The organism is Microbispora bryophytorum, from assembly GCF_043197435.1.
Classification (GTDB): Bacteria; Actinomycetota; Actinomycetes; order Streptosporangiales; family Streptosporangiaceae; genus Microbispora; species Microbispora bryophytorum.
Map to the genome: position 1 here is coordinate 18,634 of NZ_JBICTF010000008.1, position 22,561 is coordinate 41,194.

Genomic DNA, 22,561 nt, shown 5'->3' on the forward strand with positions numbered 1-22,561 from the left:
GCGCGCGTCCTTCAGTAGAAGGCCTTCATGGCCTGCTGCACCTCTTTGAGGGTGTCGTCGGCGATGGCGTTGGCCCACTCGTTGCCGTCACGAAGCACCCGCCGGATGTGGGCGCGGTCCTGGGCCAGCTCGGCGCGCCGCGCCCGGATGGGCGCGAAGCGGTCGTTGACCGCGTCGGTGACGACGCCCTTCAGCCCTGCCGCTCCCCGGCCGCCGATCTCCCCGGCCACCTCGTGCGGGTCGCGGTCCAGGCACAGCGCGGCCAGAAGGACCAGGCTGGAGACCTCGGGCCGGGCCGCCGGATCGTAGGTGATATTACGGTCCGCGTCGGTCTTGGCGCCGCGGATCATCCGGGCGGTCTCGTCGGCGGTCGCCGCCAGGGTGATGGCGTTGCCCCGGCTCTTGCTCATCTTGCCTCCGTCGGTGCCGAGCAGCAGCGGGGCCGCGGACAGCAGAGCCTCCGGCTCGGGGAAGACCGGGCCGTAGCGGCTGTTGAAGCGGCGCGCGACGGTGCGGGCGACCTCCAGATGAGGCAACTGGTCCTGACCGACGGGCACGAGGCCTGCCTTGCAGAACAGGATGTCGGCGGCCTGGTGGACCGGATAGGTGAACATCAGCCCGCTGACCGCCGACTGACGCGAGTGGGCGATCTCGTCCTTGACCGTGGGGTTGCGCCCCAGCTCCGAGACGGAGACCAGGCTGAGGAACGGCAGCAGCAACTGGTTCAGCGCGGGGACCGCGCTATGCGTGAAAACGGTGGCCCGGTCCGGGTCGATGCCCACGGCCAGGTAGTCGAGCGTCAGGTCCTCCACGTGCTCCGCGAGCCGGTCGGCGACGTCGCGGTCGGTCAGGACCTGGTAGTCCGCGATCAGCACCATCATGTCCACGCCCAGGTTCTGAAGGCGGACGCGGTTGTGCAGGGTGCCGAAATAGTGCCCCAGGTGCAGCCGGCCGGTCGGGCGGTCCCCGGTCAGCGCGCGGAAGCGTCCGGGCCGCTCATGGATCTGTCTTTCCAGCGCGGCGCTGCGGCGCCGGGCGGCCGGTAGGCCGAGCTCGTCGTCGTCCGGAGTGGTGTCGAGGATCGTGGTCATGTGTTCTCCCCTGGCAGGTGGTCCGCCGTTCCGACGGCGGCCCCTCGTCCAGGGAGCACGAAAAAGGGCCGTCCATCCGAACGGCCCGGTCGTACGCGTGTGAGATGGCCGCTCCTATGTGGAGCGCCACCAGCCCTGACACAACGTACGAATCACGCGGCCAGTGTAACGGCGCGACCCGGCGGATGTCGCGGATGTCAGCGCCCGGCGAGCGACGCCGGCGGACTGCTGACGCGCCTCGGTACGACTGATGGCGTGCCTCCGGCAGGGCGTACGGCGCGCCTCCGGCACGACTGATGGCGTGCCTCCGGCGCGGCGAACGGTAGGCTGTGGGGGTTGCGCTCGTAACGCCTTCCGCTAGGGCGGGTGAGGGGGAGCGCGCCAATCCGCCGATCGACTCATCCCTAGGAGATGCGCCGTGTCCGAGGTACGTATCGCCGCCGAGCTTCGCAACGAGTTCGGCAAGGGCGCCGCCCGCAAGATCCGCCGGGGGAACAAGGTCCCCGCCGTTCTCTACGGCCACGGCACCGAGACCAAGCACCTGACCCTCCCCGGCCACGAGCTGCTGCTCGCGCTGCGCACGCCGAACGTGCTCATCCGCCTGGAGGGCGAGGGCGTGGACGAGATCGCGCTGCCCAAGGGCGTCCAGCGCGACCCGATCAAGGGCTTCCTGGAGCACGTCGACCTGCTGCTGGTCAAGCGCGGCGAGAAGGTCACCGTCGAGATCCCGGTCACCGTCACCGGCGACACGATCGGCAGCGCCATCGTCGACCAGCAGCTCGTCACGATCTCGGTCGAGACCGAGGCGACCCACATCCCGACCGGCGTCGAGGTCGACGTGGACGGCAAGGACGCCGGCTTCGTGGTGCACGCGAGCGACCTGAACCTGCCGAGCGGCACCACGCTGGCGGGCGACCCCGAGGCTCTGGTGCTGCAGGTGATCGGCGCCCCGACCGCCGAGCTGCCCGAGGGCGCCGAGGGCGCCGAGGGCGACAGCGCCGCCGAGTAGGACCCCCGTTCGTGAGAGAGTCCTCCACAGGTGTCCTGTGGAGGACTCTTCCTTGTGGGGAAAGACAGCGGAGGAGACAGCGGTGTCCGACACGTCCGCGCAGCGGTGGCTGGTGGTGGGCCTGGGCAACCCCGGGCCGGAGTACGCCGGAAACCGGCACAACGCGGGCTTCATGGTGCTCGACGAGCTGGCTGCCCGGATGGGCGGGCGGTTCAAGGCGCACAGGTCGCGGGCCGAGATCGTCGAGGGCCGCCTGGCCGCGCTCCCGGTCGTGCTGGCCAAGCCGCTGTCGTTCATGAACCTGTCGGGCGGCCCGGTGAAGGCGCTGGCCGACTTCTACAAGGCCACCCCCGACCGGGTCGTCGTGATCCACGACGAGCTGGACATCCCGTACGGCGCGCTGCGCGCGAAGACCGGCGGCGGGGACAACGGCCACAACGGCCTGAAGTCGATCACGAAGTCGCTGGGCACCCGCGAGTACCCGCGCATCAGGTTCGGCATCGGCCGCCCGCCGGGCCGCATGGACCCGGCGACGTTCGTGCTGCGCGACTTCGCCACGGCCGAGCGCAAGGACCTGCCGTTCCTCGTGGACCGGGCGGCCGACATGGTGGAGTCGCTGATGACCGCCGGTCTGGAGGCGACGCAGAACCGCTTCCACACCGCAGACCTCAATCCGGCGAAGCCGCCCCGCTGAGGTCCGGCGAAGCCGCCCCGCCGAGGTCGGGTGAATCCGTCCCGCCGAGATCGGACGAGGCCGCCCCGCTGAGGTCCGGCGCGGCCGTCCCGCCGACGTCGCTCGCGTCGCGCCCGCGCCGCGCCGCGCCCGGCCAGAGCATGAGGTTCTGCAGCAACTCGGCCTGCTCGATGGCGTCGTCGAGCGCGTTGTGGGTGTGCGGGCGCCGCGCCCGCACCTCGCGCGGCATCTGGCGCTTGGTCGCCCAGGCCACCGGCACCACGGCCTTGGCGGCGTACAGCGTCTTGATGTCGATGCATCGGGAGTGGCCGAAGGGCGACTGCCCGGTGAATCGGAGGAAGTACCAGTACATCCACATCCAGTCGTACGACAGCGGGAAGGCCGCGAGCACCGGCAGGTCGTCGCCGCACACCTCACGCACCCAGGCCGCCGCCTCCGTCATCGCCTCGGCCGGGTCGCGTCCCTCACGCTGCAGCGTCGCCCGGTCGAGGCCGCTCACCGCCAGCGCCTCCGCCACCCAGTCGTCGCTGATCGGCCGTAACTCCGCGTAGAACGTCTGGGACTCCGGATCGGTCCGCTCGAACCGCCGCCCGGTCATCCGGCCGGCCACGGTCATGCCGAAGCTGACCATCGAGTACGGCCCCGGAATCGGGCCATCAGCCTCGACATCAACCGATATGTACGTTTCGGCTTTCAACGAATCTCCCTGAGACGCCGGGGTGAGGCCGCTAGCATTCCATCACTGTCGGTATTGGCAGGATCACGGGGGGCGATGGTGCTGGACGGTGACACGTCCTCGGTTGCCGTCGGCACGTTCCGGGACTCGCCGGCCCATCCGATGCCGCGGCCTCCCGAGTGGGCGGTCCGGTATCGGCTCACCGCGGCCGTCTGCGACATCGTGGGCGCCCTTCTCGCGGGGGTCACCGCGGTGGTGATCCGGTTCGGCGAGGTTACTCCGTACGTGATGCCCTACGTGATCGCGAGCGCCGCGCTGCCCGCCGTCTGGGCGGTGATCCTGGTCCTGAGCCGGGCGTACGAGCCGCGCCTGATCGGCGTGGGGGCCGAGGAGTTCCGCCGGGTCGCGCGGGGCGGCTTCACGTTGATCGCGGGTGTCACGATCGCGGCGTACGCGTCGAAGACCGGGATCGCCCGCGGCTACGTGCTGATCGCGCTGCCGCTCGCCACCGTGCTCACCCTCGCGGCGAGATACGGCCTGCGGCAGCGGCTGCACCGCAGAAGGGCCAGAGGCGGGGGCTGCATGCGCAGGGTCGTGGCGGTGGGCCATCGGACGGCGGTCGCCGAGCTGGTCGCCACCTTCCGCAGGGAGCGCTACCACGGGATGGAGGTGGTGGCCGCCTGCGTGCCCACCGGCGCCGCCGGATGGATCGCGGACGTGCCGGTGCTGGGCGACTTCACCGACGTGCCGCTGGTGGTCGAGCAGGTCCGGGCGGACACGGTGGCGGTGCTCGCCTGCCCCGAGCTGGACGGCACGGCGCTGCGCAGGCTGGCCTGGCGGCTGGAGCGGACGCGCACCGACCTCGTGGTGGCGCCCGCGCTGATGGAGGTGGCCGGTCCGCGGATCGCGATCCGCCCCATCGCCGGGCTCCCACTGCTGCACGTGGAGCATCCCGAGCTGACGGGAGGACGCCGGCTGGTCAAGGGCGTGTTCGACCGGCTGGTCGCCGCCGCCGCGCTGGTCGTGCTCGCCCCGCTGCTGGCCGCCGTCGCCGTGGCCGTGCGGGCGAGCGGGCCGGGGCCCGTCCTGTTCCGCCAGCGGCGGGTGGGCAGGGACGGCGTGGAGTTCACGATCCTGAAGTTCCGCACGATGCGCAGGGACGCGGAGGCCCGCAAGGTCGAGCTGGTCAGCGACGCCGACGGCGTGCTGTTCAAGGTGCGCAGGGATCCGCGGGTGACCCCGCTCGGCGCCGCGCTGCGGCGCTACTCGCTCGACGAACTGCCGCAGCTCTTCAACGTGCTTCGGGGCGACATGTCGCTCGTCGGACCGCGCCCGCCGCTGCCCGAGGAGGTCGCGCGGTATGGCGACGACGTGCGCCGCAGGCTCGTGGTGCGGCCCGGGATGACCGGGCTCTGGCAGGTCAACGGCCGGTCCGACCTCTCCTGGGAGGAATCGGTACGGTTGGACCTACGTTATGTCGAGAACTGGTCTCTCATGCTGGATCTGCAGATCTTATGGAAGACGTGGTCTGCGGTCGCAGGCGGGGCGGGAGCGTACTGATAATGACGATGCGGGACGACCATTCCCTCGCCGGTGAGCTGGCGACGGAGGCGGGGGAGCGGCTCCTTGAGCTGCGCGCCCGTCTCGGGTTCGAGGACGGCCGGGCGCTGAAGGACGCGGGGGACCGCGCGTCCCACGAGTTCCTCATGGACGCCCTGAGGCGGCTGCGGCCGGACGACGCCGTGCTGTCGGAGGAGGCGACCCGCGAGGAGCGGATGGACCCCCGGCGGCTGTCGGCCGAGCGCGTCTGGATCGTCGACCCTCTCGACGGCACCCGTGAGTTCTCCGAGGAGGGCCGCGCCGACTGGGCCGTCCACGTGGCGCTGTGGGAACGCGGCGCCCTCAGGGCCGGTGCGGTCGCTCTGCCCGCCTGGCCGGGATCGGCCCAACAACCAGCACAGGGCCGCACGCTCACGACGGCGGCGCCGCCCGAGCTGCCGGAGAAGGTGCGCGAGCCGTTCCGTATCGCGGTCAGCCGCACCCGTCCGCCCGAGTTCGTCCGTGAGCTGGCCGCCCGCCACGGCGGGGAACTCGTGCCCATCGGCTCGGCCGGCGCCAAGATCGCCGCGGTCCTCACCGGAGAGGTCGAGGCATACGTGCACGCCGGGGGCCAGTACGAGTGGGACTCTGCCGCGCCGGTCGCGGTGGCGGTCGCGGCGGGGGCGCACGCGAGCAGGATCGACGGCTCGCCCCTGACCTATAACCAGGGGGACCCCTGGCTGCCGGATATCCTGGTCTCCCTACCGGATCTGGCGCCAACGTTGCTCGCCGGAATCCGTGACCTGCATCGCCAGACTCCGTGAAGGAAGTCCCCATGCTTCAGCGTGACTACACCACGTCACAACTCGACATACTCGAGGCCGAGGCGATCCACATCATGCGTGAGGTCGCGGCAGAGTTCGAGCGCCCGTGTCTGCTCTTCTCCGGCGGCAAGGACTCCATTGTCATGCTGCGGGTCGCCGAGAAGGCCTTCTGGCCGGCGCCGATCCCCTTCCCCCTGATGCACGTGGACACCGGGCACAACTTCTCCGAGGTCATCGAGTTCCGCGACCGGCGGGTCGCCGAGCTGGGTGCGCGGCTGGTGGTCGCGTCGGTCCAGGAGTCGATCGACGCCGGGCGGGTGGTCGAGCAGACCGGGCGGCGGGCCTCCCGCAACCGGCTGCAGACCACGACGCTGCTGGACGCCATCGAGGAGCACGAGTTCGACGCGGTCTTCGGCGGGGCCAGGCGCGACGAGGAGAAGGCCCGGGCCAAGGAGCGGGTGTTCTCCTTCCGCGACGAGTTCGGCCAGTGGGACCCGAAGAACCAGCGTCCCGAGCTGTGGAACCTCTACAACACCAAGATCAGCAGGGGTGAGCACATCCGCGTGTTCCCGCTGTCGAACTGGACCGAGCTGGACGTGTGGCACTACATCCGGCGCGAGGGCATCGAGATCCCGTCCATCTACTTCTCCCACACGCGCAGGGTCTTCGAGCGCGACGGCATGCTGCTGTCCGACTCCGAGGTGGTCCAGCGGGGCGAGGACGAGCCCACGTTCGACGCCGTCGTCCGCTACCGCACGGTCGGCGACATGACCTGCACCGGTGCGGTCGCCTCGACCGCGACCACGATCGACGAGATCATCGACGAGATCGCCGTCACCCGGATCACCGAGCGCGGCGCCACCCGCGCCGACGACCGGGCTTCCGAGGCCGCCATGGAAGATCGCAAGAAGGAAGGCTACTTCTGATGGACATCCTTCGTTTCGCGACGGCGGGCAGCGTCGACGACGGCAAGTCGACGCTGATCGGACGCCTGCTGTTCGACTCCAAGGCGATCTTCGAGGACCAGCTCGAAGCGGTCGAGCGCACCTCCCGCGACCGGGGCACGGAGTACACCGACCTGTCGCTGCTCACCGACGGCCTGCGGGCCGAGCGCGAGCAGGGCATCACGATCGACGTGGCCTACCGCTACTTCGCCACGCCCAAGCGGAAGTTCATCATCGCCGACACTCCCGGGCACATCCAGTACACCCGGAACATGGTCACCGGCGCCTCCACCGCCGACCTGGCGATCATCCTGATCGACGCGCGCAAGGGCGTGCTGGAGCAGTCGCGGCGGCACGCGTTCCTGACCACGCTGCTGCGGGTGCCGCACCTGGTGCTGGCGGTCAACAAGATGGACCTCGTCGACTACTCCGAGGCCCGGTTCGAGGAGATCCGCGAGGAGTTCACCGCGTTCGCCAGCAAGCTGAACGCGTCCGACCTCACGTTCATCCCGATCTCGGCGCTGCACGGCGACAACGTGGTCTCCCGCTCGGAGAACATGCCGTGGTACGACGGCTCCTCGCTGCTGCACCACCTGGAGAACGTGCACATCGCCTCCGACCGCAACCTGGTCGACGTGCGCTTCCCCGTGCAGTACGTCATCCGCCCGCACAGCGCGACCAGCCCGGAGCTGCACGACTACCGGGGATACGCCGGGCAGGTCGCGGGCGGCGTGCTCAAGCCGGGTGACGAGGTGCTGCACCTGCCCTCCGGCCTGACCACGACGATCACCGGGATCGACACCTTCGAGGGCCCGGTGGAGGAGGCGTTCGCGCCGATGTCGGTCACGCTGCGCCTGGGCGACGACATCGACATCTCCCGGGGCGACATGATCTGCCGGCCGAACAACCAGCCGCAGGCCGCCCAGGAGATCGACGCGATGATCTGCTGGATGGCCGACGGCCTGAAGCTCCAGCAGCGCTCCAAGCTGATCATCAAGCACACCACCCGTACGGCCCGGGCTCTCGTGCGGGACCTGCACTACCGGCTCGACGTCAACACCCTGCACCGGGACGAGTCGGCCACCGCTCTGGGCCTCAACGAGATCGGCCGGGTGTCGCTGCGGACGACCCAGCCGTTGTTCGTGGACGACTACGCCCGCAACCGCCTCACCGGCGGCTTCATCCTGATCGACGAGGCCACCAACGGCACCGTCGCCGCCGGCATGATCGTCGACGCGCACTGAGGAAGACAGAGGAAGACACAACGGGCAGCGCGCCCATGAGCCGGAGCGCTGCCCTGTGTTTTCCGCTGTGTTCGCCTCCGTGTTTTCCGTGCCCGCCCCTGTCTACTGGGCGCACGCGGGCCATGCCGCTCTACGGGGTGGTGAGGCTCTCCAGCGGCCGGCCGGTGTCGGCCAGCGCCTGGGGCGTGACGGGTGTTCCGGAGCGGATCAACCTCTTGATCGGCTCGACGACGTCCCAGACGTTGACGTTCATGCCGGCCAGGACGCGATCGCCGCTGAGCCAGAAGGCGATGAACTCCCGGGCCGCGACGTCGCCCCGGAAGACGACCTGGTCGTAGCCGCCGGGCTGGACGTGGCCGACGTACTCCATGCCGAGGTCGTACTGGTCGGTGTAGAAGTAGGGAAGCTCCTCGTAGACCGCCTCCCGGCCCAGCATGGTGGCGGCGGCGACCTTGGGCTGTTTGAGCGCGTTGGCCCAGTGCTCGACCCGTACGTGCGTGCCCAGCAGCGGGTGGTAGGCGTTGGCGACGTCCCCGGCGGCGACGATGTCCGGGTCGCCGGTCCGCAGGGCCGCGTCCACCACGATGCCGTTGCCCACGGGCAGCCCGGCGCGCACGGCGAGGTCTACGTCGGGTTCGGCGCCGACACCGACGAGGACGGCGTCGGCATCGATCTCGGCGCCGTCACCCAGACGTACGCCCGAGGGCGTGATCTCGCTGACGGTGACCCCGAGCCGGAGATCGACGCCCTGGTCGCGGTGCAGGTCGGCGAAGATCTGGGCCGCCTCGGGCCCGAGCGCGCGTAGCAGCGGCAGCCGCGCCGACTCCAGCACCGTGACCGCGACGCCGGCCTGCCGGGCGGCGGCGGTGACCTCCAGCCCGATCCAGCCGGCCCCGATCACCGCCAGCCGGGACACGCTCCCGAGGACGTCCTTGAGCGACTCGCAGTCCTCGATCCGGCGCAGGTAGCGCACGTGGGGCGCCGCCGCGCCGGGGATCGGCGGCCTTCGCGGGCGGGCACCGGTGGCCAGCAGCAACCTGTCGTATTCGATCGCGCCGCCGTCGGCCAGTTCGACGCGATGGGCGCCGCGGTCGAGGCCGGTGGCGGCGACGCCGAGCCGCAGCTCGACGTCGTGGTCGGCGTACCAGCCTTCCTCGTGGACGAAGACGCCGGCGCGGTCGGTCTTGCCCGTCAGATAGCCCTTGGACAGCGGGGGCCGCTCATAGGGGTGGTGCGGCTCGGCGCCGATGAGCGTGACCCGCCCGTCGAATCCCTGCTCGCGCAGGGCCTCGGCGGCCTTGGCGCCGGCCAGACCGGCTCCGACGATCACAAACCTCTGCTGTGTCACGACGATGGTCTCCTTGCTCAGGTGCGGGTGCCGGTGAGGGCGAAGAACTCCTGACGGGATCGGGCGTCTTTCCGCAATATGCCCAGCAGTGTCGAGGTCACGGTGGTCGAGCCGACGGCCCGCACTCCCCGCAGGGTCATGCAGGTGTGCTCGGCCTCGATCACGACGCCGACCCCCGCGGGTCGCAACCGGTCGGCGAGCCAGTCGGCCACCTGTTTGGTGAGCCGTTCCTGCACCTGCGGCCGGCGGGCGAAGTGCTCGACGACGCGGGCCAGCTTCGACAGCCCGAGAATGCGGTCGCCGGGAAGGTAGCCGACATGGGCGACTCCGGCGAAGGGCAGCAGGTGATGCTCGCAGACCGAGCGGACCGGGATCGCGCGGGCCAGCACGAGCTCGTCGTAGCCCTCCTCGTTGGGGAAGGTGGTCAGGTCGAACGGGCGTGGGGTGAACAGCTCGGCATACGCCTTGGCCATCCGCGCCGGAGTCTCCCGCAGGCTCTCGGAATCGGTCGAGATGCCCAGGGCCTCCAGGAACTGGCCGGCCGCGCGCTCGGCGGCGGCCAGGTCCACACCGTCGCGCGGCTCGGCGATCACCCGCAGGGAGCGCACCTCAGCCACCGCTCACGCCGAGCGCGGTCAGCAGCACCAGCACCACGGTCGCCACTGCGAGCAGACCGTGCCCGGCCACGATCGCGACCGGGAAGTGCCGCTCGGGCGCTCCCGCCGTGCCGGTGGCGCCCGGGCCGCCCGCCACCGCCGTACGGGCGCGGTAGGCGGGGATCCACCGCGCGAACATCGCGAAGCCCAGCAGCGCGACCGGGACCAGCAGGACCAGCGCCACCCACGCCAGGGCCGCGCTGCCGGCGAACAGATAGACGATCCACACGATCAGCCCGGCGACGGCCAGCGCGAAGTGACCGAAGACGAGCCCTGGTGAGAGACGGCCGGCACGCGGGCCGCCTCTGGCGATCCAGATGCCCAGCATCACGAAACCGCCCACCGCGGTGAGCAGCCATGTGACCAGTGCCGCGATACCCATGATGAATTCTCCTTCTGCGATGGTGGGGTGAGGTCAGCGCCGGAAACCGTCGGCTTGGGTGGCCTCGTCGGCCACCCGCACGCCGTAGCGGTAGGCGAGCTTGCCGCCCAGGTAGCCGGAGACCACGAGCAGCGCCAGGCTGCCCGCCGACAGCAGCAGCGGGCCGAGCGCGACCGGGCCCGCCGCTGTGTCGGACGCCGTGCCCGCCTGGCGCCACAGGAAGCCGGCGGCGTACGCGGCGGTGACCACAAGGTTCAACCCCATGTGGAGCAGACCCGTGCGGAACGCCGGGGTGCCCGCAGGGATGGCGAACAGGTCCAGGAACCCGGCCATCGCGGCGGCCAGCGCACCGAGCACCCCGAGGGCGATCAGCCACTTCGAGCCCTCGGCGAGGAATCCCGGACCGGGAGCGAACCGGGACGCCACGTCGAAGACCATGCTCGCCACCCACGCTCCGATGGGCACCGCGACCAGCATGGGGTGGAACGGATGGCCGTACGGCCCGGCCAGCACCGCGCTCACCGGTCGTTTCGCCTCGTGTAGCTCACCGGTCATCCGGACCTCCGCGTTCGACGTATTACGCCAAACAATGTTGGTCTTATTCGACTGGGCGGTCAAGGAGCAGGCGTACATCGAGGGGCCACTGTTTTCGACCGCGCTGGCAGGCGTTATCGTGTCAGGATGACGACGGATCCCGGGATCAGTGCGGTGGCCGCGCTGGACGACGCGCTGCGGCAGGGGATGTACGCCTACATCCGCAGGGCGCGCCGCCCGGTGACCCGGGACGAGGCCGCCGCCTCGGTCGGAATCTCCCGCAAGCTGGCCGCCTTCCACCTGGACAAGCTGGTCGACGCCGGCCTGCTGCGTGCCCGCTATGAGGCGGTCGGCGGCATCCGCAGGGTCGGCCGCACCCCGAAGGTCTACGAACCCACCGAGACCGACATCCGCGTCACGATCCCCGAACGCCGGCACGAGGTGCTGGCCGACATCCTCGTGGACGCCGTCCTCGCGGAGGGCGAGGGCGAAAGTGCCCGCCAGGCGGCGGCGCGGGTGGCCGGTCGGCACGGAGAAGAGATCGGCGCCGCGGAGCGCGCCCGGGCCAAGCCCGGCCGGCTCGGCGCGGAGCGCGCCCTCACCCTGCTCGAAAGTCTGCTCGCGCGGCATGGCTTCGAGCCCGGCCGCGAGTCTCCCACCTGCGTGCGGCTGCACAACTGCCCGTTCCACCCGCTGGCGGCGCGAGCCCCCGAGCTGGTCTGCGGGGTCAACCACGCCTTCCTCGACGGCATGCTCACCGGCCTGGAGGCCACCAGGGTGCAGGCCGTCCTGGTGCCGCGGCCGGGGGAGTGCTGCGTCGAACTGCGCTCCTCCTGAGGCTTGATCTGCCTCCGGTCGTCCCGTTCTGCCGCAGGTGGAGGGCTCGTAGATCCTTTGGCGATTGAGAGTCGCCCGATTACTCTCCGCGCTACTGTCGTCGCGTTTCGCATCCATCCATGGAGGACACGTGGCCGACGCTCAGCCGGTGATCTTCGTGGGCGGCCTGGGACGCAGCGGTAGCACTCTGCTCGAACGCCTCCTCGGTGAGGTGCCCGGCGTGGCGCCGCTCGGCGAGGTCGTCCACCTGTGGGACCGCGGCGTACGCGCGGACGAGCCCTGCGGCTGCGGGCAGCGGTTCTCGCAGTGCCCGTTCTGGGCGAAGGTGGGCGCCCGCGCGTTCGGACAGTGGCGGCAGAGCCAGGCGGGGTGGTTGCCCGGCCTGCGCGCCCGCGTCGACCGGACCCGCCGCGTGCCCGTCCTCGCGCTCGGACTCGCGACCCGTGAGGCCGAACTGGCCGAATACGTCCGGTCGTACGCGCGCATCTACGCGGCGGCGGCGGAGGTGGCCGACGCCCGGGTCGTCGTCGACTCCAGCAAGCACGCCTCCCTGGCGTACTGCCTTGCATCGATCATGGACATGCGGGTCGTCCAGGTGGTGCGCGATCCGCGGGCGGTGGCCGCGTCGTGGCGGCGCAGGGTGCGCAGGCCCGAGGACGGGCGGCCGATGACCCGCTGGACGCCCGTGCGCACCGCCGTCCACTGGCTGGCCCAGAACCTGGCCTTCGAGGTGCTGCGCCGCAAGGGCGTGCAGGTCGTCCGGGTGCGTCACGAGGACCTGGTGCGTGACCCGCGCGCGACGCTGGGGCGCCTGGCCACGCGGCTCGGGCTTCCCGCCGGCGATCTCGCCTTCCTGGACGACCGCGAAGCGCTGCTCGGCGTCGCGCACACCGTCTCCGGCAACCCGATGCGCTTCTCGGTGGGACCGATCGAGATACGCCACCGGCCGGCGCCGCTGCCCTGGTCGCAGCGGTGGCTGGTCACCGCGATCACCCTCCCCCTTCTTCTCTTCTACGGCTATCGCCTCGCCTACCGCCCGGGAGCCCGGCGATGATGCCGTCCGTCGGCGTGGTCGTCCCCACCCGGGGCGACCGGCCCGGCCCGCTGCGAGCCGCGCTGACCGGGGTGCTCGCCCAGGAGTACGCCGGCCCCGTCGAGGTGGTGGTCGTGGCCGACGGTGTGCCCGCCTCCCTCGTGGCCTCCCAGGTGTCCGGCGTCGCCGATGCGGAGGCCGGATCAGAGGCGGGATCGGGGGCGGGATCGGGGGCGGTTTCGGGGGCGGTTTCGAAGGCGGCTTCAGAGGCGGGATCGGGGGCGGTTTCTGGGGCCGGGGAAGCGGTCCGGAGCGTCCGGGTGCTGGGCAACCGGCGGGCCGCCGGCCTGCCGGGCGCGCGCAACACCGGAATCTCGGTGCTCGGCACGGATCTCGTCGCCTTCTGCGACGACGACGACCTCTGGCTGCCCGGCAAGCTGGCCGCCCAGGTCGCCGCGCTGGAGGAGGAGCCCGACGCCGGCTTCGTGAGTTGCGCCGTCGAGGTCGAGTACGGCGACCGCAGGGTGCCGCGGCTGGCCGGCACCGGCCGGGTGACCCACCGGCACCTCACCCGCTCACGGATGATGATGGTGCACTCCTCGACGTTCCTGTTCCGCCGGGGCTGGACGTGGGTGGACGAGAGCGCGCCGTCCGGTCAGAACGAAGACTGGGACCTCGCGCTGCGGGCCGCCTGGCGGCATCCGATCGTCCACGTCGACCGGCCGCTCGTGCGCGTGCGCTGGGGTTCTTCGCACTACGTGGGGCGCTGGGCCGACCGGATCGCCGGGCTGGAGTGGATGCTCGCCCGGCATCCCGGGCTGGCGGCGGAACCGCGTGGCGCGGCCCGCGTCTACGGGCAGCTCGCCTTCTGCCACGCGGCCCTCGGCCGGCGGCGGGAGGCCGCCCGCTGGTCGCTGCGCGCCTTCTCCGCCCGGCCGGGTGAGCCGAGGGCGGCGGTGGCGCTGGCCGTCGCCGGAGGGCTGGTCAGCCCGCGCGCCGTGCTGCACGCCCTCCACCGTCACGGCCACGGCATCTGATGGCCGAGCCCGCGCCCATGCCCACGGCGGCCGTGAACCCGGCGACGCCGGTGTGGCCGTGGTCCGAGGCGGCCCATGCCCAGATGGCCGCGGCACGGGGAGCCCGCCCTCCGGCAAAAAGGGTTCAGGTGGACAGGGTTCGTATGGACACGGTTCCGGTCGGCACGGTTCGGGTGGACAGGGTTCAGGTGGACACGGTTCAGGCGGGCAGGGGTCGCGCTGACAGGGTTGGCGTGGGCAGGGTTGGCGTGGGCAGGGTTGGCGTGGGCAGGGTTCGCGTGGGCGGAGTGCTGCTCGACCCGCTCACCCACGCGCAGGTGGTCGCTCGGGTGATGGCCGCGCTGGAGCGCGGCACGGGCGGACACTTGGTCACGCCGAACGTGGACATCTGCCGGGCCGCCGCCCGCGACCCCTCCCTGCGCGCGCTGATCGACGCGGCCGAACTCGCCGTGGCCGACGGCATGCCGCTGGTCTGGGCGTCGCGCCTGCTCGGGCGTCCGCTGCCGGAACGGGTGACGGGCGCCGACCTGATCTGGTCGCTGAGCGCGGCCGCGGTGGCCCGCGGCCTGCCCGTCTACCTGATCGGGGGACCGCCCGGAGTCGCCGAGGCGGCGCGGGACGCGCTGTGCGGGTGGCATCCGGGTCTGAACGTGGTGGGCGTCCACGCTCCGCCGTACGGGTTCGAGACCAGCCCGGCGGCGCTGGCGGAGGTGCGGGGACGGCTCGTCGCCGCACGGCCGTCCCTGGTCTTCGTGGGTCTGGGGTTTCCCCGGCAGGACCGGCTCGTCGCGCAGCTGCGGGCCGATCTGCCGGGCGCCTGGTTCGTGGGATGCGGCGCGGCCATCGCGTTCGCCGCCGGTTCGGTGCGCCGGGCCCCGGGCTGGATGGGCGACCACGGGCTCGAATGGCTGTTCCGCCTGCTCAGCGAGCCCCAGCGGCTCGCCCGCCGCTATCTGGTCGACGACCTCCCCTTCGCCCTCCGCATCCTGTCGGGCGCCCTGCTGCGCAGGACCCTCGGGTCGCGAAGCAGACATTAGGAAGCAGACGTCAGGAAGCAGGGGCTCGAAAGCAGGGCTCAGAAGGCGTACGGGCCGAAGCGGCCCCAGGCGACGACGGCGGCCAGCACCAGGAGCACCAGGTTGACGACGATGACCTGGGATTCCGCGCGACGGGCGTGAACGACGGCCGCTCCGGCCATGATCAGGGCGATGCCGAGCGCGGCGAGTGGCGTCAGCACCGGGGCGATGCCCGTGACGGCGGGCAGGACGAGGCCGAAGGCGATCAGCACCTCAAGAGCGCCGAGGCCCTTGATCGTGCCTGCGGAGAAGTCCTCGGTCCAGGTCATGCCGGACACCGCCAGCCGGTCCTTCGGCTGGGCGAGTTTCATCACCCCGGCGATGAGGAACGCGAGGGTGAGCAGGCCGGCGATGACCCACAGGACGATGTTCATGGAGAGTCCGTTCTTGCGGCAGCAGAGCGAAATGTAGCGGATGGGCGAGCCGCGGCCGTCGCGGGCGATCGCTGTCACGCCTGTCGCACATGGTCGGCGAAAAATTCTTCGAAGAAATCCGGGAGCCGGTGTCGGATCGGGGCGGTGGTGTTCGTAGCAGGGGTGAGGCCGCCCACGAGCGGCGGCGCCAAGGCGAAGGAACCGCGATCATGAAGCTGACGACCATCACTCAGGTCACCGTCGATGGAGTGGTGCAGGGAAACGGCGGCGCGTCGGACGAGGACCGCAGGAACGGATTCGAGCGCGGCGGATGGGCCCTGGGCAGGGGCGACGACGAGACCCACGCGTTCATCAACCAGACCTACCAGCGCGCCGACGCGTTCCTGCTCGGCCGGCGGACCTACGAGCTGTTCGCCGGCTCGTGGGGGACCATGACGGTCCAGGATGCCCCTGGCTGGGAGGGCGTTGTGGAAGCGTTGAACACACGGCCCAAGTACGTGGCGTCGACCACGCTCACAGATCCGGCGTGGTCGGATACGACCGTCCTGTCCGGAGACGTCGCGGCCGCCATCGCGGACCTGAAGGCCACGCCGGGCGGTGAGCTGCAGGTGCACGGCAGCGGCACCCTGACCCGGTGGCTGCTGGAGAACGACCTGGTCGACGAGATGACCCTCATCATCGTTCCCGTCGTCGTCGGCCAGGGCGCGCGGCTGTTCCCGGACGCCGGCCCGGATCTTGCGCTCGACCTGGTCGAGTCGCGCGTCGACTCCAAGGGCGTGACGATCCAGGTCTACCGGCCGGCCGGGCGTCCGCAGTATGCGACAGCGTGAAGTCCCCGACCGGTAGACCCCTCTGCACCCCCTGCTCGACACCCCTGCCTCGATAGCCCTGCCTCGACACCACAGGAGATGATTTTCAGATGCAGTACCTGATTTCCGTGATCCACGACCAGGCCGGCCTCGCTACCCCGGAGGAGGACGCGGCGATCGACGTCTTCAACGACGGGCTCCGGGCCGAGGGCCACTGGGTCTTCGCCGGCGGCCTCGCCTCGCCCAGCACGGCCACCGTCATCGACAACCGGGGCGGGGAGGCGATGGTCACCGACGGGCCCTTCCTGGAGTCGAAGGAGTATCTCGCCGGCTTCTGGATCATCGAGGCAGCCGACCTCGACGCGGCACTCAAGCTGGCGGCCGAGGGGTCGAAGGCCTGCAATCGGAAAGTCGAGGTGCGGCCGTTCCTGTGAACAGGATCGACGCCCACGAGGCGATCACCAAGGCCCACCATGAGGAATGGGCACGGGTGGTCGCCTCCCTGACCAGGCGCTTCGGGGACCTTGACATCGCCGAGGAGGCGGCCGCCGAGGCGTTCGCGACCGCCGTCCAGCGGTGGCCGGCCGACGGCGTGCCCCCCAACCCGGGCGCCTGGCTGACCACCACGGCCAACCACAGAGCCATCGACCGGATCCGGCGCGAGAGCAAGCGCGACGACAAGCACAAGGAGGCTCAGATGGTCTATGACGACGACCCGCCCGAGCCTGTCGGCGCCATCGACGACGACCGGCTCCGGCTGATCTTCACCTGCTGCCACCCGGCACTGGCTATGGAGACCCGCGTGGCGCTGACGCTGCGCATGGTCGCCGGCCTGACCATGCCCGAGATCGCCCGCGCCTTCCTGGTGGCCGAGAGCGCCATGGGGCAGCGGATCACCCGCGCGAAGGCCAAGATCAAGGCGGCGCGCATCCCCTATCGGGTGCCGTCGGCCGAGGATCTCCCGGCGCGCGTCTCCGGCGTCCTCGCCGTCCTGTTCCTCGTCTTCAACGAGGGCTACCTGGCCACCGGCCCCGGCACCGATCCCGTACGGCACGAGCTGACCGCCGAGGCGATCCGGCTCGCCCGCCTGATCCGTGTCCTTCTGCCGGACGACGGTGAGGTGGCGGGGCTGCTGGCGCTGATGCTCCTGACCGAGGCCCGCCGCCCCGCCCGGGTCTCGGCCGGCGGCGAACTGGTCCCTCTGACCGAGCAGGACCGAGGGGCCTGGGACGCGGAACTGATCGCCGAGGGTCACCGGCTGGTGCGCGAGCGCCTCGCCGCTGCCGCCGCCGGGGTGGCTCCGGGGCGCTACCAGATTCTCGCGGCGATCAACGCCGTGCACACCTCCGCCCGCGACATCCGCGACACCGACTGGTCGCAGGTCCTCGCCCTCTACGACCAGCTCGTCCGCCTCGACCCCTCGCCGATCGTCGCCCTCAACCGGGCCATCGCGGTCGCCGAGCTCGACGGCCCGGAGGTGGCACTGGCCATCGTCGACCGCCTCGCCGAGGCGTTGGCCGGCTATCACGCCTACCACGCCACCCGGGCCGACCTGCTACGCCGGCTGGGCCGCAGCCGGGAGTCCCGTGCGGCCTACGACAGAGCCATCGAACTGGCCGGCAACACCGCGGAGACCGCCCACCTCACCCGCCGCCGCGACCAACTGCGATAGCGCCGACGACGCCTCCCGTACGGGAGGTCCGGCGGTGTTCCGCAGCCGGACGAGCACGGCGACGACACGAGGCCAGAGAGGCAAGGCCAGAGAGGTGAGCTCAGCCGCGGTCGGCGGCCTGCGCGGCGGCGTCTACGGTGTGCCGCAGCAGCAGCGCGGTGGTGACCGGGCCGACCCCGCCGGGCACGGGCGTGAGCGCCCCGGCCTTGCCCGCGACCGCGACCGCGTCGACGTCGCCGACCAGGCCGCCGTCCTCGGTGGGGTTGGTGCCGACGTCGACGACCACCGCCCCGGCCCGCACGTGCTCGGCCGTGATCAGCCCGGCGCGGCCGACCGCGGCCACGACCACGTCGGCCGCGGAGGTGACGGCGGCCAGGTCCCGCGTACGGGAGTGGCAGACCGTGACGGTGGCGTTCCTGTCCAGCAGGAGATGGGCGGCGGGTTTGCCGACCACGGTGGACCGGCCGACCACGGCGACGCGGCTGCCGGCCAGGTCGATCTCGTGGTGGTCGAGGATCGCCACGACGGCCTCGGCGGTCGCCGGGGCGAAGGCGGGCAGCCCCGCGGCCAGGCGGCCCAGCGACAGGGGGTTGGCGCCGTCGACGTCCTTCTCGAACGCGATCGCGCCGGCCAGATCCTCCAGTTTCGCCCCCTGCGGCAGCGGGGTCTGGAGGATGATCCCGTGCACGGTGTCGTCGTCGCTCAGCGCCGCCAGCCTGTCGCGGATCGAACCGGGGGCGGCCTGCGCGCCGAGGTCGACGATGTCACAGGTGATGCCGGCCTTCTCGGCGGCGCGGGCGATCGAGCGGACGTACCAGGCGCTGGACTCGTCGGCCGTGGCGACGACGACGGCGAGCTTCGGCGGCGCGCCGGCCGCGGCGAGCGCGGCGGCCCGCTCGGCGGCCCCGGCCCGGATCGACGCCGCGAGCTCCTTGCCGGACAGGACGCGGGCGCTCACTTCGCGATCTCCTCACGGACGGCGGCGGTGACGCGTTCGGCCCGTGCGGCGACCTCGTCCACGCCGGCCGCCTCGGCGGCCAGTTCGGCGCGGACCCGCTCGTCCTTGATCCCCCCGAGGTTGATCTCGATGTTCACCCGGGCGGTGGTCGCCGCCGCCCGTGCGGCCTCGGTGGCGGCGGCGATGTCGGAGACGACGTTGCGGTTGCCGATGGGCAGCAGTTCCTCGGCGACGCCGACGGCCCTCCTCGCGACGGCGACCACCTCGGCAGGGACCTTGCCCGCCCCCACCAGCGCCTCGGCGATGGCGGCCGAGCGGGCGGCCTTCGCCTCGTCGGTGTCCTTGGGCAGCTTGTACGCCTCGGTGACCGCAGTGAACGCCGCCGCGTCGTCCTCGGCCAAGCGCAGGGCGCTCGATCGCAGTTCGTCGGTCTCGCCGGTGATCCGTTCGATCACGGCCGCGTGCTCGGCGTACTTCTCGCCGGTGGTGTAACGCGCGACCATGCCCAGCAGGGCCGCGGCCTGCGCGGCGTGCAGGGCCGCGGTGGCGCCTCCGCCCGGCGCGGGCACCCGATCGGCGAGGCGGGACAGGAAATCGCTGATCTTCTCGTCGCGCATCGCGCTCGTCCTCCGGTCGTCCTGTTTACGCGTGGCACGCCTCGCGCGTCGGCACGCTTCGCGAATAAGCCACGCCTCGCGCATCGGCACGGTTCGCGCATCGGCACGGTTCGCGCACGGGCACCGTTCGCGCACGGGCACCGTTCGCGCACGGGCACGCTTCGCGAATGGGCACGGGCACGCCTTCGCGCGTGGCACGGCCGGGAAAATCCTCCCACGGCCCGCTGGTCGCTCCGCGTATGGGCTCGTTCGTGTCAGCGAGACGGGCTGGCCGTCGGAGCCGCGGGCCGTACGGGCGCGGGCGGGGCGGAGTCGCGCCGGGAGGGCCCGGCCGGGGCCTGACCGAGGAGGGTGCCGCCGAGGGCGAGGACCATGCCGAGCAGTTGGATCGGGCTGAGCGCCTGCCCGAGCGCGGCCCAGCCGATGACGGCCGCGGAGACCGGACTGAGCAGAGCGAGGAAGGCGACGGACGTCGCGGGGAGCCGGGAGATGCCGCGGAACCAGATCCAGTAGCCGAGGGCGGTGCCGACGATGCCCAGATAGGCGTAGCCGAGCAGGTTCTCGCCGCTGAGCGCCGGCGGCGCGCCTTCGATGAGCAGAGCGACCGGGACGAGCAGCAGCCCGCCCGCGGTGAGCTGCCATCCGGTGAGGGCGAGGGCGCCGACCCCCTCGGGACGGCCCCAGCGCTTGGTCAGCACGGTCCCGGCGGACATGGACGCGGCACCGGCCAGCCCGGCGAGCACGCCGACCATGTCGAGCCGTGCCTCGGCACGCAGGACGACCAGCCCGACCCCGAGCAGTCCGAGGAGCCCGGCGAGCACCTTGCGTGCGGTCGGACGCTCGGAGAGCAACAGGGCGGCGAAGACGAGCGCGAACAGCGGCCCGATCGCGCCGAGCACGGCCGCGACGCCGCCGGGCAGCCGGTACGCCGCCAGGAACAGCAACGGGAAGAACGCCCCGATGTTCAGCACGCCGAGCACCGCGGCACGCCAGATCCACATGCCGTGAGGCAGGACCCGGCCGATGCCCAGCAGCACAAGCCCGGCGGGCAGCGCTCTCATCACGGCGGTGAACATCGGGCGGTCGGGCGGCAGGAACTCCGTGGTCACGGCGTACGTCGAGCCCCAGGCGAGCGGCGTGAGCGCGGTGAGGGCCAGCGTTCCGGCAGAACCGGGCCGGGATGCGGCGGACAGGCTCATGAAGATTGCTCCTCGTTGATAATCTCAACATTGAAATAACAGCATGAGATTCGCGTAGACGTCAAACTACTCAACGTTGAGATACTTAGTGTTCAGGGGTCCGCCATGAACGATGCCGTCGATCTGCTGATGACGCAGTGGGCGCGCGAACGGCCCGACCTGGACGTGTGGCCGATGGGGATCATGGGCCGGATCAGCCGGCTGTCGCGGCTGCTCGACCGGGAGCTGAAGGAGTTCTTCGCCGCGCACGGCCTGGAGCGCTGGGAGTTCGACGTCCTGGCCACGTTGCGGCGGTCCGGTCCTCCGTACGAGCTGACGGCGGGAGCGCTGAACAAGGCGGCGATGGTGACCTCCGGTGCGATCACCAACCGCATCGACCGCATGGCGGCCAGGGGACTGGTCGAGCGGATCCCGGACTCCGGCGACCGGCGGTCGGTCCTGGTGCGGCTCACCGAGCGCGGTCTCGCGCTCGTGGACGAGGTGCTGGAGCCGCACGTCGCGAACGAGGCGCGCCTGCTGGCGTCGCTGGACCCCCGGGAGCGCGACCACCTCGCCGCCGCCCTGCGCTCCCTCCTCGCCTCCCTCGGCGACACCACCCTCGGCTAGTGAGTACGCCCCGTTCCGTATCCTTTCACCGCGACCTCGGGCGTGAAAGGATAGTGATTATCCTTTCATCGAGGGATGCGGCGTGAAAGGATAACCGGCATGGCCGGTTTTCAGGAGGCGTCGTGGCCGACCGCATGGGATGCCCCGAGTAAGCGTGACAGGCGCGGCGGTGTCTACCGCCCGTATCTGCCGGATCGCCTGGTAGGCCGCCTCCTTATCGTGTCGCCCGACATAGCCCGGGAGGTCTCCGTCGTCGAGGGCATGGTGCGGCGGCTTGTCGCCCATCCGGCAGGTTTCGGCATCGACGGTCTCGCCCGGTTTCTTCTCCGGTCCGAGGCGATCGCTTCCTCGCGGATCGAGGGTCTCCAGGCATCTCCCCAGCAGGTCGCTCTCGCCGAACTCGCGGGGTACGACGACGGAGTGTCCAAAGGGTTCACCGCGACGGCACGGCTCGTGGCCAACAACGTGACGGCCTTGCGGCAGGCGGTCACCAATCTGGTGACAGCCGAGTCCGTGTCCACTTCAGACATCGTCGCCCTTCATCAGGTGCTCCTTCCGGAGGAGCGACACCACGGGTTGCGACAGGTGCAGAACTGGGTCGGGGGCGGTGACTGGCATCCGCTGGACGCGGAGTTCGTTCCGCCGCCGCCAGAGCACGTTCCCTCGCTGATGGACGATCTCGCGACGTACCTCAACGGCGCGGAACACGCGGCGCTTATCCAGGCGGCCTTGATCCATGCTCAGTTCGAGACCATTCATCCCTTCACCGATGGCAACGGAAGAGTGGGACGCGCGCTCATCCACACGGTTCTCACCCGGCGAGGCCTGACGCCCAGCGCCATCCTTCCGATCAGCCTGGTTCTGCTCACCCGCTCGGATGAGTACGTCGCCGGTCTCATGGCATACCGCTACTCCGGAGAGCCCGGTTCGTCCGATGCTCAGGAGGCGGTCGAGACATGGCTGAGTCTGTTCGTCACGGCGACGAGGACGGCGGTGGAGCAGGCGGAGAAGTTCGCCGACGAGTTGACGCAGGTGCACGAGGACTGGCTGGAACGCCATCGCCGGTTCCGTGAGTCGCGAGGGCTGCGGCCGGTCGCTCGATCCGACTCGGCGGTCGCGCGCCTGCTCGACCTTCTGCCTGCGGCTCCCGTCGTCACCGCTCGTACCGTGCAGCGCCTGCTTTCGGTCACGCACCCCGCCGCTCGGCAGGCGTTGGAGGAGCTCGCCGGCGCCGGCATCCTGAACCCCAAACAGGTCGAGAGAAACACCCGTGGGTATCTGGCGAGTGAGGTCTTCGACCTGCTCACGCTGACAGAGCGCCGATTGGCGAGCACACGTTGGGATACGCGTAAGTCCGCACCCCGGCGGGTCGTGCCGGCTCGGCCCCAGCGGTGACACCTTC

At 71.2% G+C, this 22,561-nt stretch carries 25 protein-coding genes; 15 read left to right on the forward strand and 10 right to left on the reverse strand.

Annotated elements, in window-relative coordinates; translation table 11 throughout:
* Positions 1-11: 11 nt before the first annotated feature.
* Entirely contained in the window at positions 12-1,091 is a 1,080-nt protein-coding gene (gene trpS, locus ACGFIB_RS26000; RefSeq protein WP_393375668.1) for a tryptophan--tRNA ligase, read from the reverse strand.
* Between the two features lie 418 nt (positions 1,092-1,509).
* Between trpS and ACGFIB_RS26005 the strand changes: the two genes are divergently transcribed.
* Positions 1,510-2,100, forward strand: coding sequence for a 50S ribosomal protein L25/general stress protein Ctc (locus ACGFIB_RS26005; RefSeq protein ID WP_191052578.1), 591 nt, complete (start codon positions 1,510-1,512; stop codon positions 2,098-2,100).
* An 82-nt stretch (positions 2,101-2,182) separates the two neighbouring features.
* A complete protein-coding gene (gene pth, locus ACGFIB_RS26010; RefSeq protein ID WP_142571179.1) occupies positions 2,183-2,794 on the forward strand; it encodes an aminoacyl-tRNA hydrolase in 612 nt (203 codons plus the stop codon).
* Here pth and ACGFIB_RS26015 read toward each other — a convergent pair.
* Entirely contained in the window at positions 2,769-3,491 is a 723-nt protein-coding gene (locus ACGFIB_RS26015; RefSeq protein ID WP_393375671.1) for a 3'-5' exonuclease, read from the reverse strand. The two genes, pth and ACGFIB_RS26015, sit on opposite strands and share 26 nt — an antisense overlap.
* Before the next feature lie 75 nt (positions 3,492-3,566).
* Between ACGFIB_RS26015 and ACGFIB_RS26020 the strand changes: the two genes are divergently transcribed.
* The 4 genes from ACGFIB_RS26020 to cysN are packed head-to-tail and all read left to right on the forward strand — an operon-like array spanning position 3,567 to position 8,021.
* On the forward strand, positions 3,567-5,030 hold the full coding sequence (locus ACGFIB_RS26020) for a sugar transferase (RefSeq protein WP_373292560.1): 1,464 nt from the start codon (positions 3,567-3,569) through the stop codon (positions 5,028-5,030).
* 2 nt (positions 5,031-5,032) lie between these two features.
* Positions 5,033-5,833 carry a 3'(2'),5'-bisphosphate nucleotidase CysQ gene (locus ACGFIB_RS26025; RefSeq protein WP_393375673.1) on the forward strand — a complete coding sequence of 267 codons (801 nt, stop codon included), beginning with the start codon at positions 5,033-5,035 and terminating at the stop codon, positions 5,831-5,833.
* A gap of 11 nt (positions 5,834-5,844) precedes the next feature.
* Positions 5,845-6,759 carry a sulfate adenylyltransferase subunit CysD gene (gene cysD, locus ACGFIB_RS26030; RefSeq protein WP_357240755.1) on the forward strand — a complete coding sequence of 305 codons (915 nt, stop codon included), beginning with the start codon at positions 5,845-5,847 and terminating at the stop codon, positions 6,757-6,759.
* Positions 6,759-8,021, forward strand: a complete 1,263-nt coding sequence (gene cysN / locus ACGFIB_RS26035) for a sulfate adenylyltransferase subunit CysN (RefSeq protein ID WP_142571181.1) — start codon at positions 6,759-6,761, stop codon at positions 8,019-8,021. The genes cysD and cysN overlap by 1 nt, the downstream gene beginning before the upstream one ends.
* Positions 8,022-8,151: 130 nt before the next feature.
* Here the strand turns inward: cysN and ACGFIB_RS26040 are convergent, their stop codons facing one another.
* The 4 genes from ACGFIB_RS26040 to ACGFIB_RS26055 are packed head-to-tail and all read right to left on the reverse strand — an operon-like array spanning position 8,152 to position 10,962.
* Positions 8,152-9,369: an NAD(P)/FAD-dependent oxidoreductase gene (locus ACGFIB_RS26040; protein WP_393375676.1), complete on the reverse strand. Its 1,218-nt coding sequence runs from the start codon at positions 9,367-9,369 to the stop codon at positions 8,152-8,154.
* Positions 9,370-9,386: 17 nt separating this feature from the next.
* Positions 9,387-9,986: a GTP cyclohydrolase I FolE gene (folE, locus tag ACGFIB_RS26045; protein ID WP_229689761.1), complete on the reverse strand. Its 600-nt coding sequence runs from the start codon at positions 9,984-9,986 to the stop codon at positions 9,387-9,389.
* Positions 9,979-10,407 (reverse strand): hypothetical protein, encoded by a 429-nt coding sequence (locus tag ACGFIB_RS26050; protein WP_142571183.1) that lies wholly within the window; start codon positions 10,405-10,407, stop codon positions 9,979-9,981. Before ACGFIB_RS26050 ends, folE begins: the two co-directional genes overlap by 8 nt.
* Before the next feature lie 33 nt (positions 10,408-10,440).
* Positions 10,441-10,962 carry a DUF2231 domain-containing protein gene (locus ACGFIB_RS26055; protein WP_393375679.1) on the reverse strand — a complete coding sequence of 174 codons (522 nt, stop codon included), beginning with the start codon at positions 10,960-10,962 and terminating at the stop codon, positions 10,441-10,443.
* A gap of 126 nt (positions 10,963-11,088) precedes the next feature.
* Between ACGFIB_RS26055 and ACGFIB_RS26060 the strand changes: the two genes are divergently transcribed.
* The 4 genes from ACGFIB_RS26060 to ACGFIB_RS26075 all read left to right on the forward strand — a co-directional run bounded on the left by ACGFIB_RS26060 (position 11,089) and on the right by ACGFIB_RS26075 (position 14,885).
* The gene (locus ACGFIB_RS26060) at positions 11,089-11,778 is read left to right on the forward strand and encodes a helix-turn-helix transcriptional regulator (protein ID WP_142571185.1); all 690 of its coding nucleotides are present in this window, start codon (positions 11,089-11,091) and stop codon (positions 11,776-11,778) included.
* Positions 11,779-11,908: 130 nt separating this feature from the next.
* Entirely contained in the window at positions 11,909-12,832 is a 924-nt protein-coding gene (locus ACGFIB_RS26065; protein ID WP_357240746.1) for a sulfotransferase family protein, read from the forward strand.
* Complete coding sequence (locus ACGFIB_RS26070) at positions 12,829-13,848, forward strand: glycosyltransferase family 2 protein (RefSeq protein ID WP_393375682.1); 1,020 nt, start codon at positions 12,829-12,831, stop codon at positions 13,846-13,848. The genes ACGFIB_RS26065 and ACGFIB_RS26070 overlap by 4 nt, the downstream gene beginning before the upstream one ends.
* Positions 13,849-14,111: 263 nt before the next feature.
* The gene (locus ACGFIB_RS26075; protein ID WP_393375684.1) at positions 14,112-14,885 is read left to right on the forward strand and encodes a WecB/TagA/CpsF family glycosyltransferase; all 774 of its coding nucleotides are present in this window, start codon (positions 14,112-14,114) and stop codon (positions 14,883-14,885) included.
* A 38-nt stretch (positions 14,886-14,923) separates the two neighbouring features.
* On the opposite strand, the gene ACGFIB_RS26080 is transcribed toward ACGFIB_RS26075, so the two are convergent.
* Positions 14,924-15,376: a DoxX family protein gene (locus tag ACGFIB_RS26080; RefSeq protein ID WP_393375686.1), complete on the reverse strand. Its 453-nt coding sequence runs from the start codon at positions 15,374-15,376 to the stop codon at positions 14,924-14,926.
* A gap of 131 nt (positions 15,377-15,507) precedes the next feature.
* Between ACGFIB_RS26080 and ACGFIB_RS26085 the strand changes: the two genes are divergently transcribed.
* From ACGFIB_RS26085 to ACGFIB_RS26095, 3 genes are all read left to right on the forward strand, one after another.
* Complete coding sequence (locus tag ACGFIB_RS26085) at positions 15,508-16,128, forward strand: dihydrofolate reductase family protein (RefSeq protein ID WP_393375689.1); 621 nt, start codon at positions 15,508-15,510, stop codon at positions 16,126-16,128.
* Positions 16,129-16,217: 89 nt separating this feature from the next.
* Positions 16,218-16,541, forward strand: a complete 324-nt coding sequence (locus ACGFIB_RS26090) for a YciI family protein (protein ID WP_357022973.1) — start codon at positions 16,218-16,220, stop codon at positions 16,539-16,541.
* On the forward strand, positions 16,538-17,779 hold the full coding sequence (locus tag ACGFIB_RS26095; protein WP_393375691.1) for an RNA polymerase sigma factor: 1,242 nt from the start codon (positions 16,538-16,540) through the stop codon (positions 17,777-17,779). The genes ACGFIB_RS26090 and ACGFIB_RS26095 overlap by 4 nt, the downstream gene beginning before the upstream one ends.
* Before the next feature lie 100 nt (positions 17,780-17,879).
* On the opposite strand, the gene ACGFIB_RS26100 is transcribed toward ACGFIB_RS26095, so the two are convergent.
* The 3 genes from ACGFIB_RS26100 to ACGFIB_RS26110 all read right to left on the reverse strand — a co-directional run bounded on the left by ACGFIB_RS26100 (position 17,880) and on the right by ACGFIB_RS26110 (position 20,553).
* A complete protein-coding gene (locus tag ACGFIB_RS26100; protein WP_393375694.1) occupies positions 17,880-18,737 on the reverse strand; it encodes a bifunctional 5,10-methylenetetrahydrofolate dehydrogenase/5,10-methenyltetrahydrofolate cyclohydrolase in 858 nt (285 codons plus the stop codon).
* Positions 18,734-19,354: a cyclodeaminase/cyclohydrolase family protein gene (locus tag ACGFIB_RS26105; protein ID WP_357240725.1), complete on the reverse strand. Its 621-nt coding sequence runs from the start codon at positions 19,352-19,354 to the stop codon at positions 18,734-18,736. Before ACGFIB_RS26105 ends, ACGFIB_RS26100 begins: the two co-directional genes overlap by 4 nt.
* A gap of 254 nt (positions 19,355-19,608) precedes the next feature.
* Complete coding sequence (locus ACGFIB_RS26110) at positions 19,609-20,553, reverse strand: EamA family transporter (RefSeq protein WP_357163402.1); 945 nt, start codon at positions 20,551-20,553, stop codon at positions 19,609-19,611.
* 105 nt (positions 20,554-20,658) lie between these two features.
* Here ACGFIB_RS26110 and ACGFIB_RS26115 point away from each other — a divergent pair, with 105 nt between their 5' ends.
* Both ACGFIB_RS26115 and ACGFIB_RS26120 read left to right on the forward strand, forming a co-directional pair.
* Positions 20,659-21,159 (forward strand): MarR family winged helix-turn-helix transcriptional regulator, encoded by a 501-nt coding sequence (locus tag ACGFIB_RS26115; RefSeq protein ID WP_357163405.1) that lies wholly within the window; start codon positions 20,659-20,661, stop codon positions 21,157-21,159.
* Between the two features lie 99 nt (positions 21,160-21,258).
* Entirely contained in the window at positions 21,259-22,554 is a 1,296-nt protein-coding gene (locus ACGFIB_RS26120) for a Fic family protein (RefSeq protein ID WP_393375696.1), read from the forward strand.
* Positions 22,555-22,561 lie beyond the last annotated feature (7 nt).

Coding starts and splice junctions, on each gene's coding strand:
- ACGFIB_RS26090 (WP_357022973.1), top strand. CDS start 16,218: ATGCAGTACCTGATTTCCGTGATCCACGACCAGGCCGGCCTCGCTACC.
- ACGFIB_RS26085 (WP_393375689.1), top strand. CDS start 15,508: ATGAAGCTGACGACCATCACTCAGGTCACCGTCGATGGAGTGGTGCAG.
- ACGFIB_RS26050 (WP_142571183.1), bottom strand. CDS start 10,407: ATGGGTATCGCGGCACTGGTCACATGGCTGCTCACCGCGGTGGGCGGT.
- trpS (WP_393375668.1), bottom strand. CDS start 1,091: ATGACCACGATCCTCGACACCACTCCGGACGACGACGAGCTCGGCCTA.
- ACGFIB_RS26120 (WP_393375696.1), top strand. CDS start 21,259: ATGGCCGGTTTTCAGGAGGCGTCGTGGCCGACCGCATGGGATGCCCCG.
- cysN (WP_142571181.1), top strand. CDS start 6,759: ATGGACATCCTTCGTTTCGCGACGGCGGGCAGCGTCGACGACGGCAAG.
- ACGFIB_RS26115 (WP_357163405.1), top strand. CDS start 20,659: ATGAACGATGCCGTCGATCTGCTGATGACGCAGTGGGCGCGCGAACGG.
- ACGFIB_RS26020 (WP_373292560.1), top strand. CDS start 3,567: ATGGTGCTGGACGGTGACACGTCCTCGGTTGCCGTCGGCACGTTCCGG.
- ACGFIB_RS26055 (WP_393375679.1), bottom strand. CDS start 10,962: ATGACCGGTGAGCTACACGAGGCGAAACGACCGGTGAGCGCGGTGCTG.
- cysD (WP_357240755.1), top strand. CDS start 5,845: ATGCTTCAGCGTGACTACACCACGTCACAACTCGACATACTCGAGGCC.
- ACGFIB_RS26060 (WP_142571185.1), top strand. CDS start 11,089: ATGACGACGGATCCCGGGATCAGTGCGGTGGCCGCGCTGGACGACGCG.
- ACGFIB_RS26110 (WP_357163402.1), bottom strand. CDS start 20,553: ATGAGCCTGTCCGCCGCATCCCGGCCCGGTTCTGCCGGAACGCTGGCC.
- ACGFIB_RS26105 (WP_357240725.1), bottom strand. CDS start 19,354: ATGCGCGACGAGAAGATCAGCGATTTCCTGTCCCGCCTCGCCGATCGG.
- ACGFIB_RS26070 (WP_393375682.1), top strand. CDS start 12,829: ATGATGCCGTCCGTCGGCGTGGTCGTCCCCACCCGGGGCGACCGGCCC.
- ACGFIB_RS26025 (WP_393375673.1), top strand. CDS start 5,033: ATGACGATGCGGGACGACCATTCCCTCGCCGGTGAGCTGGCGACGGAG.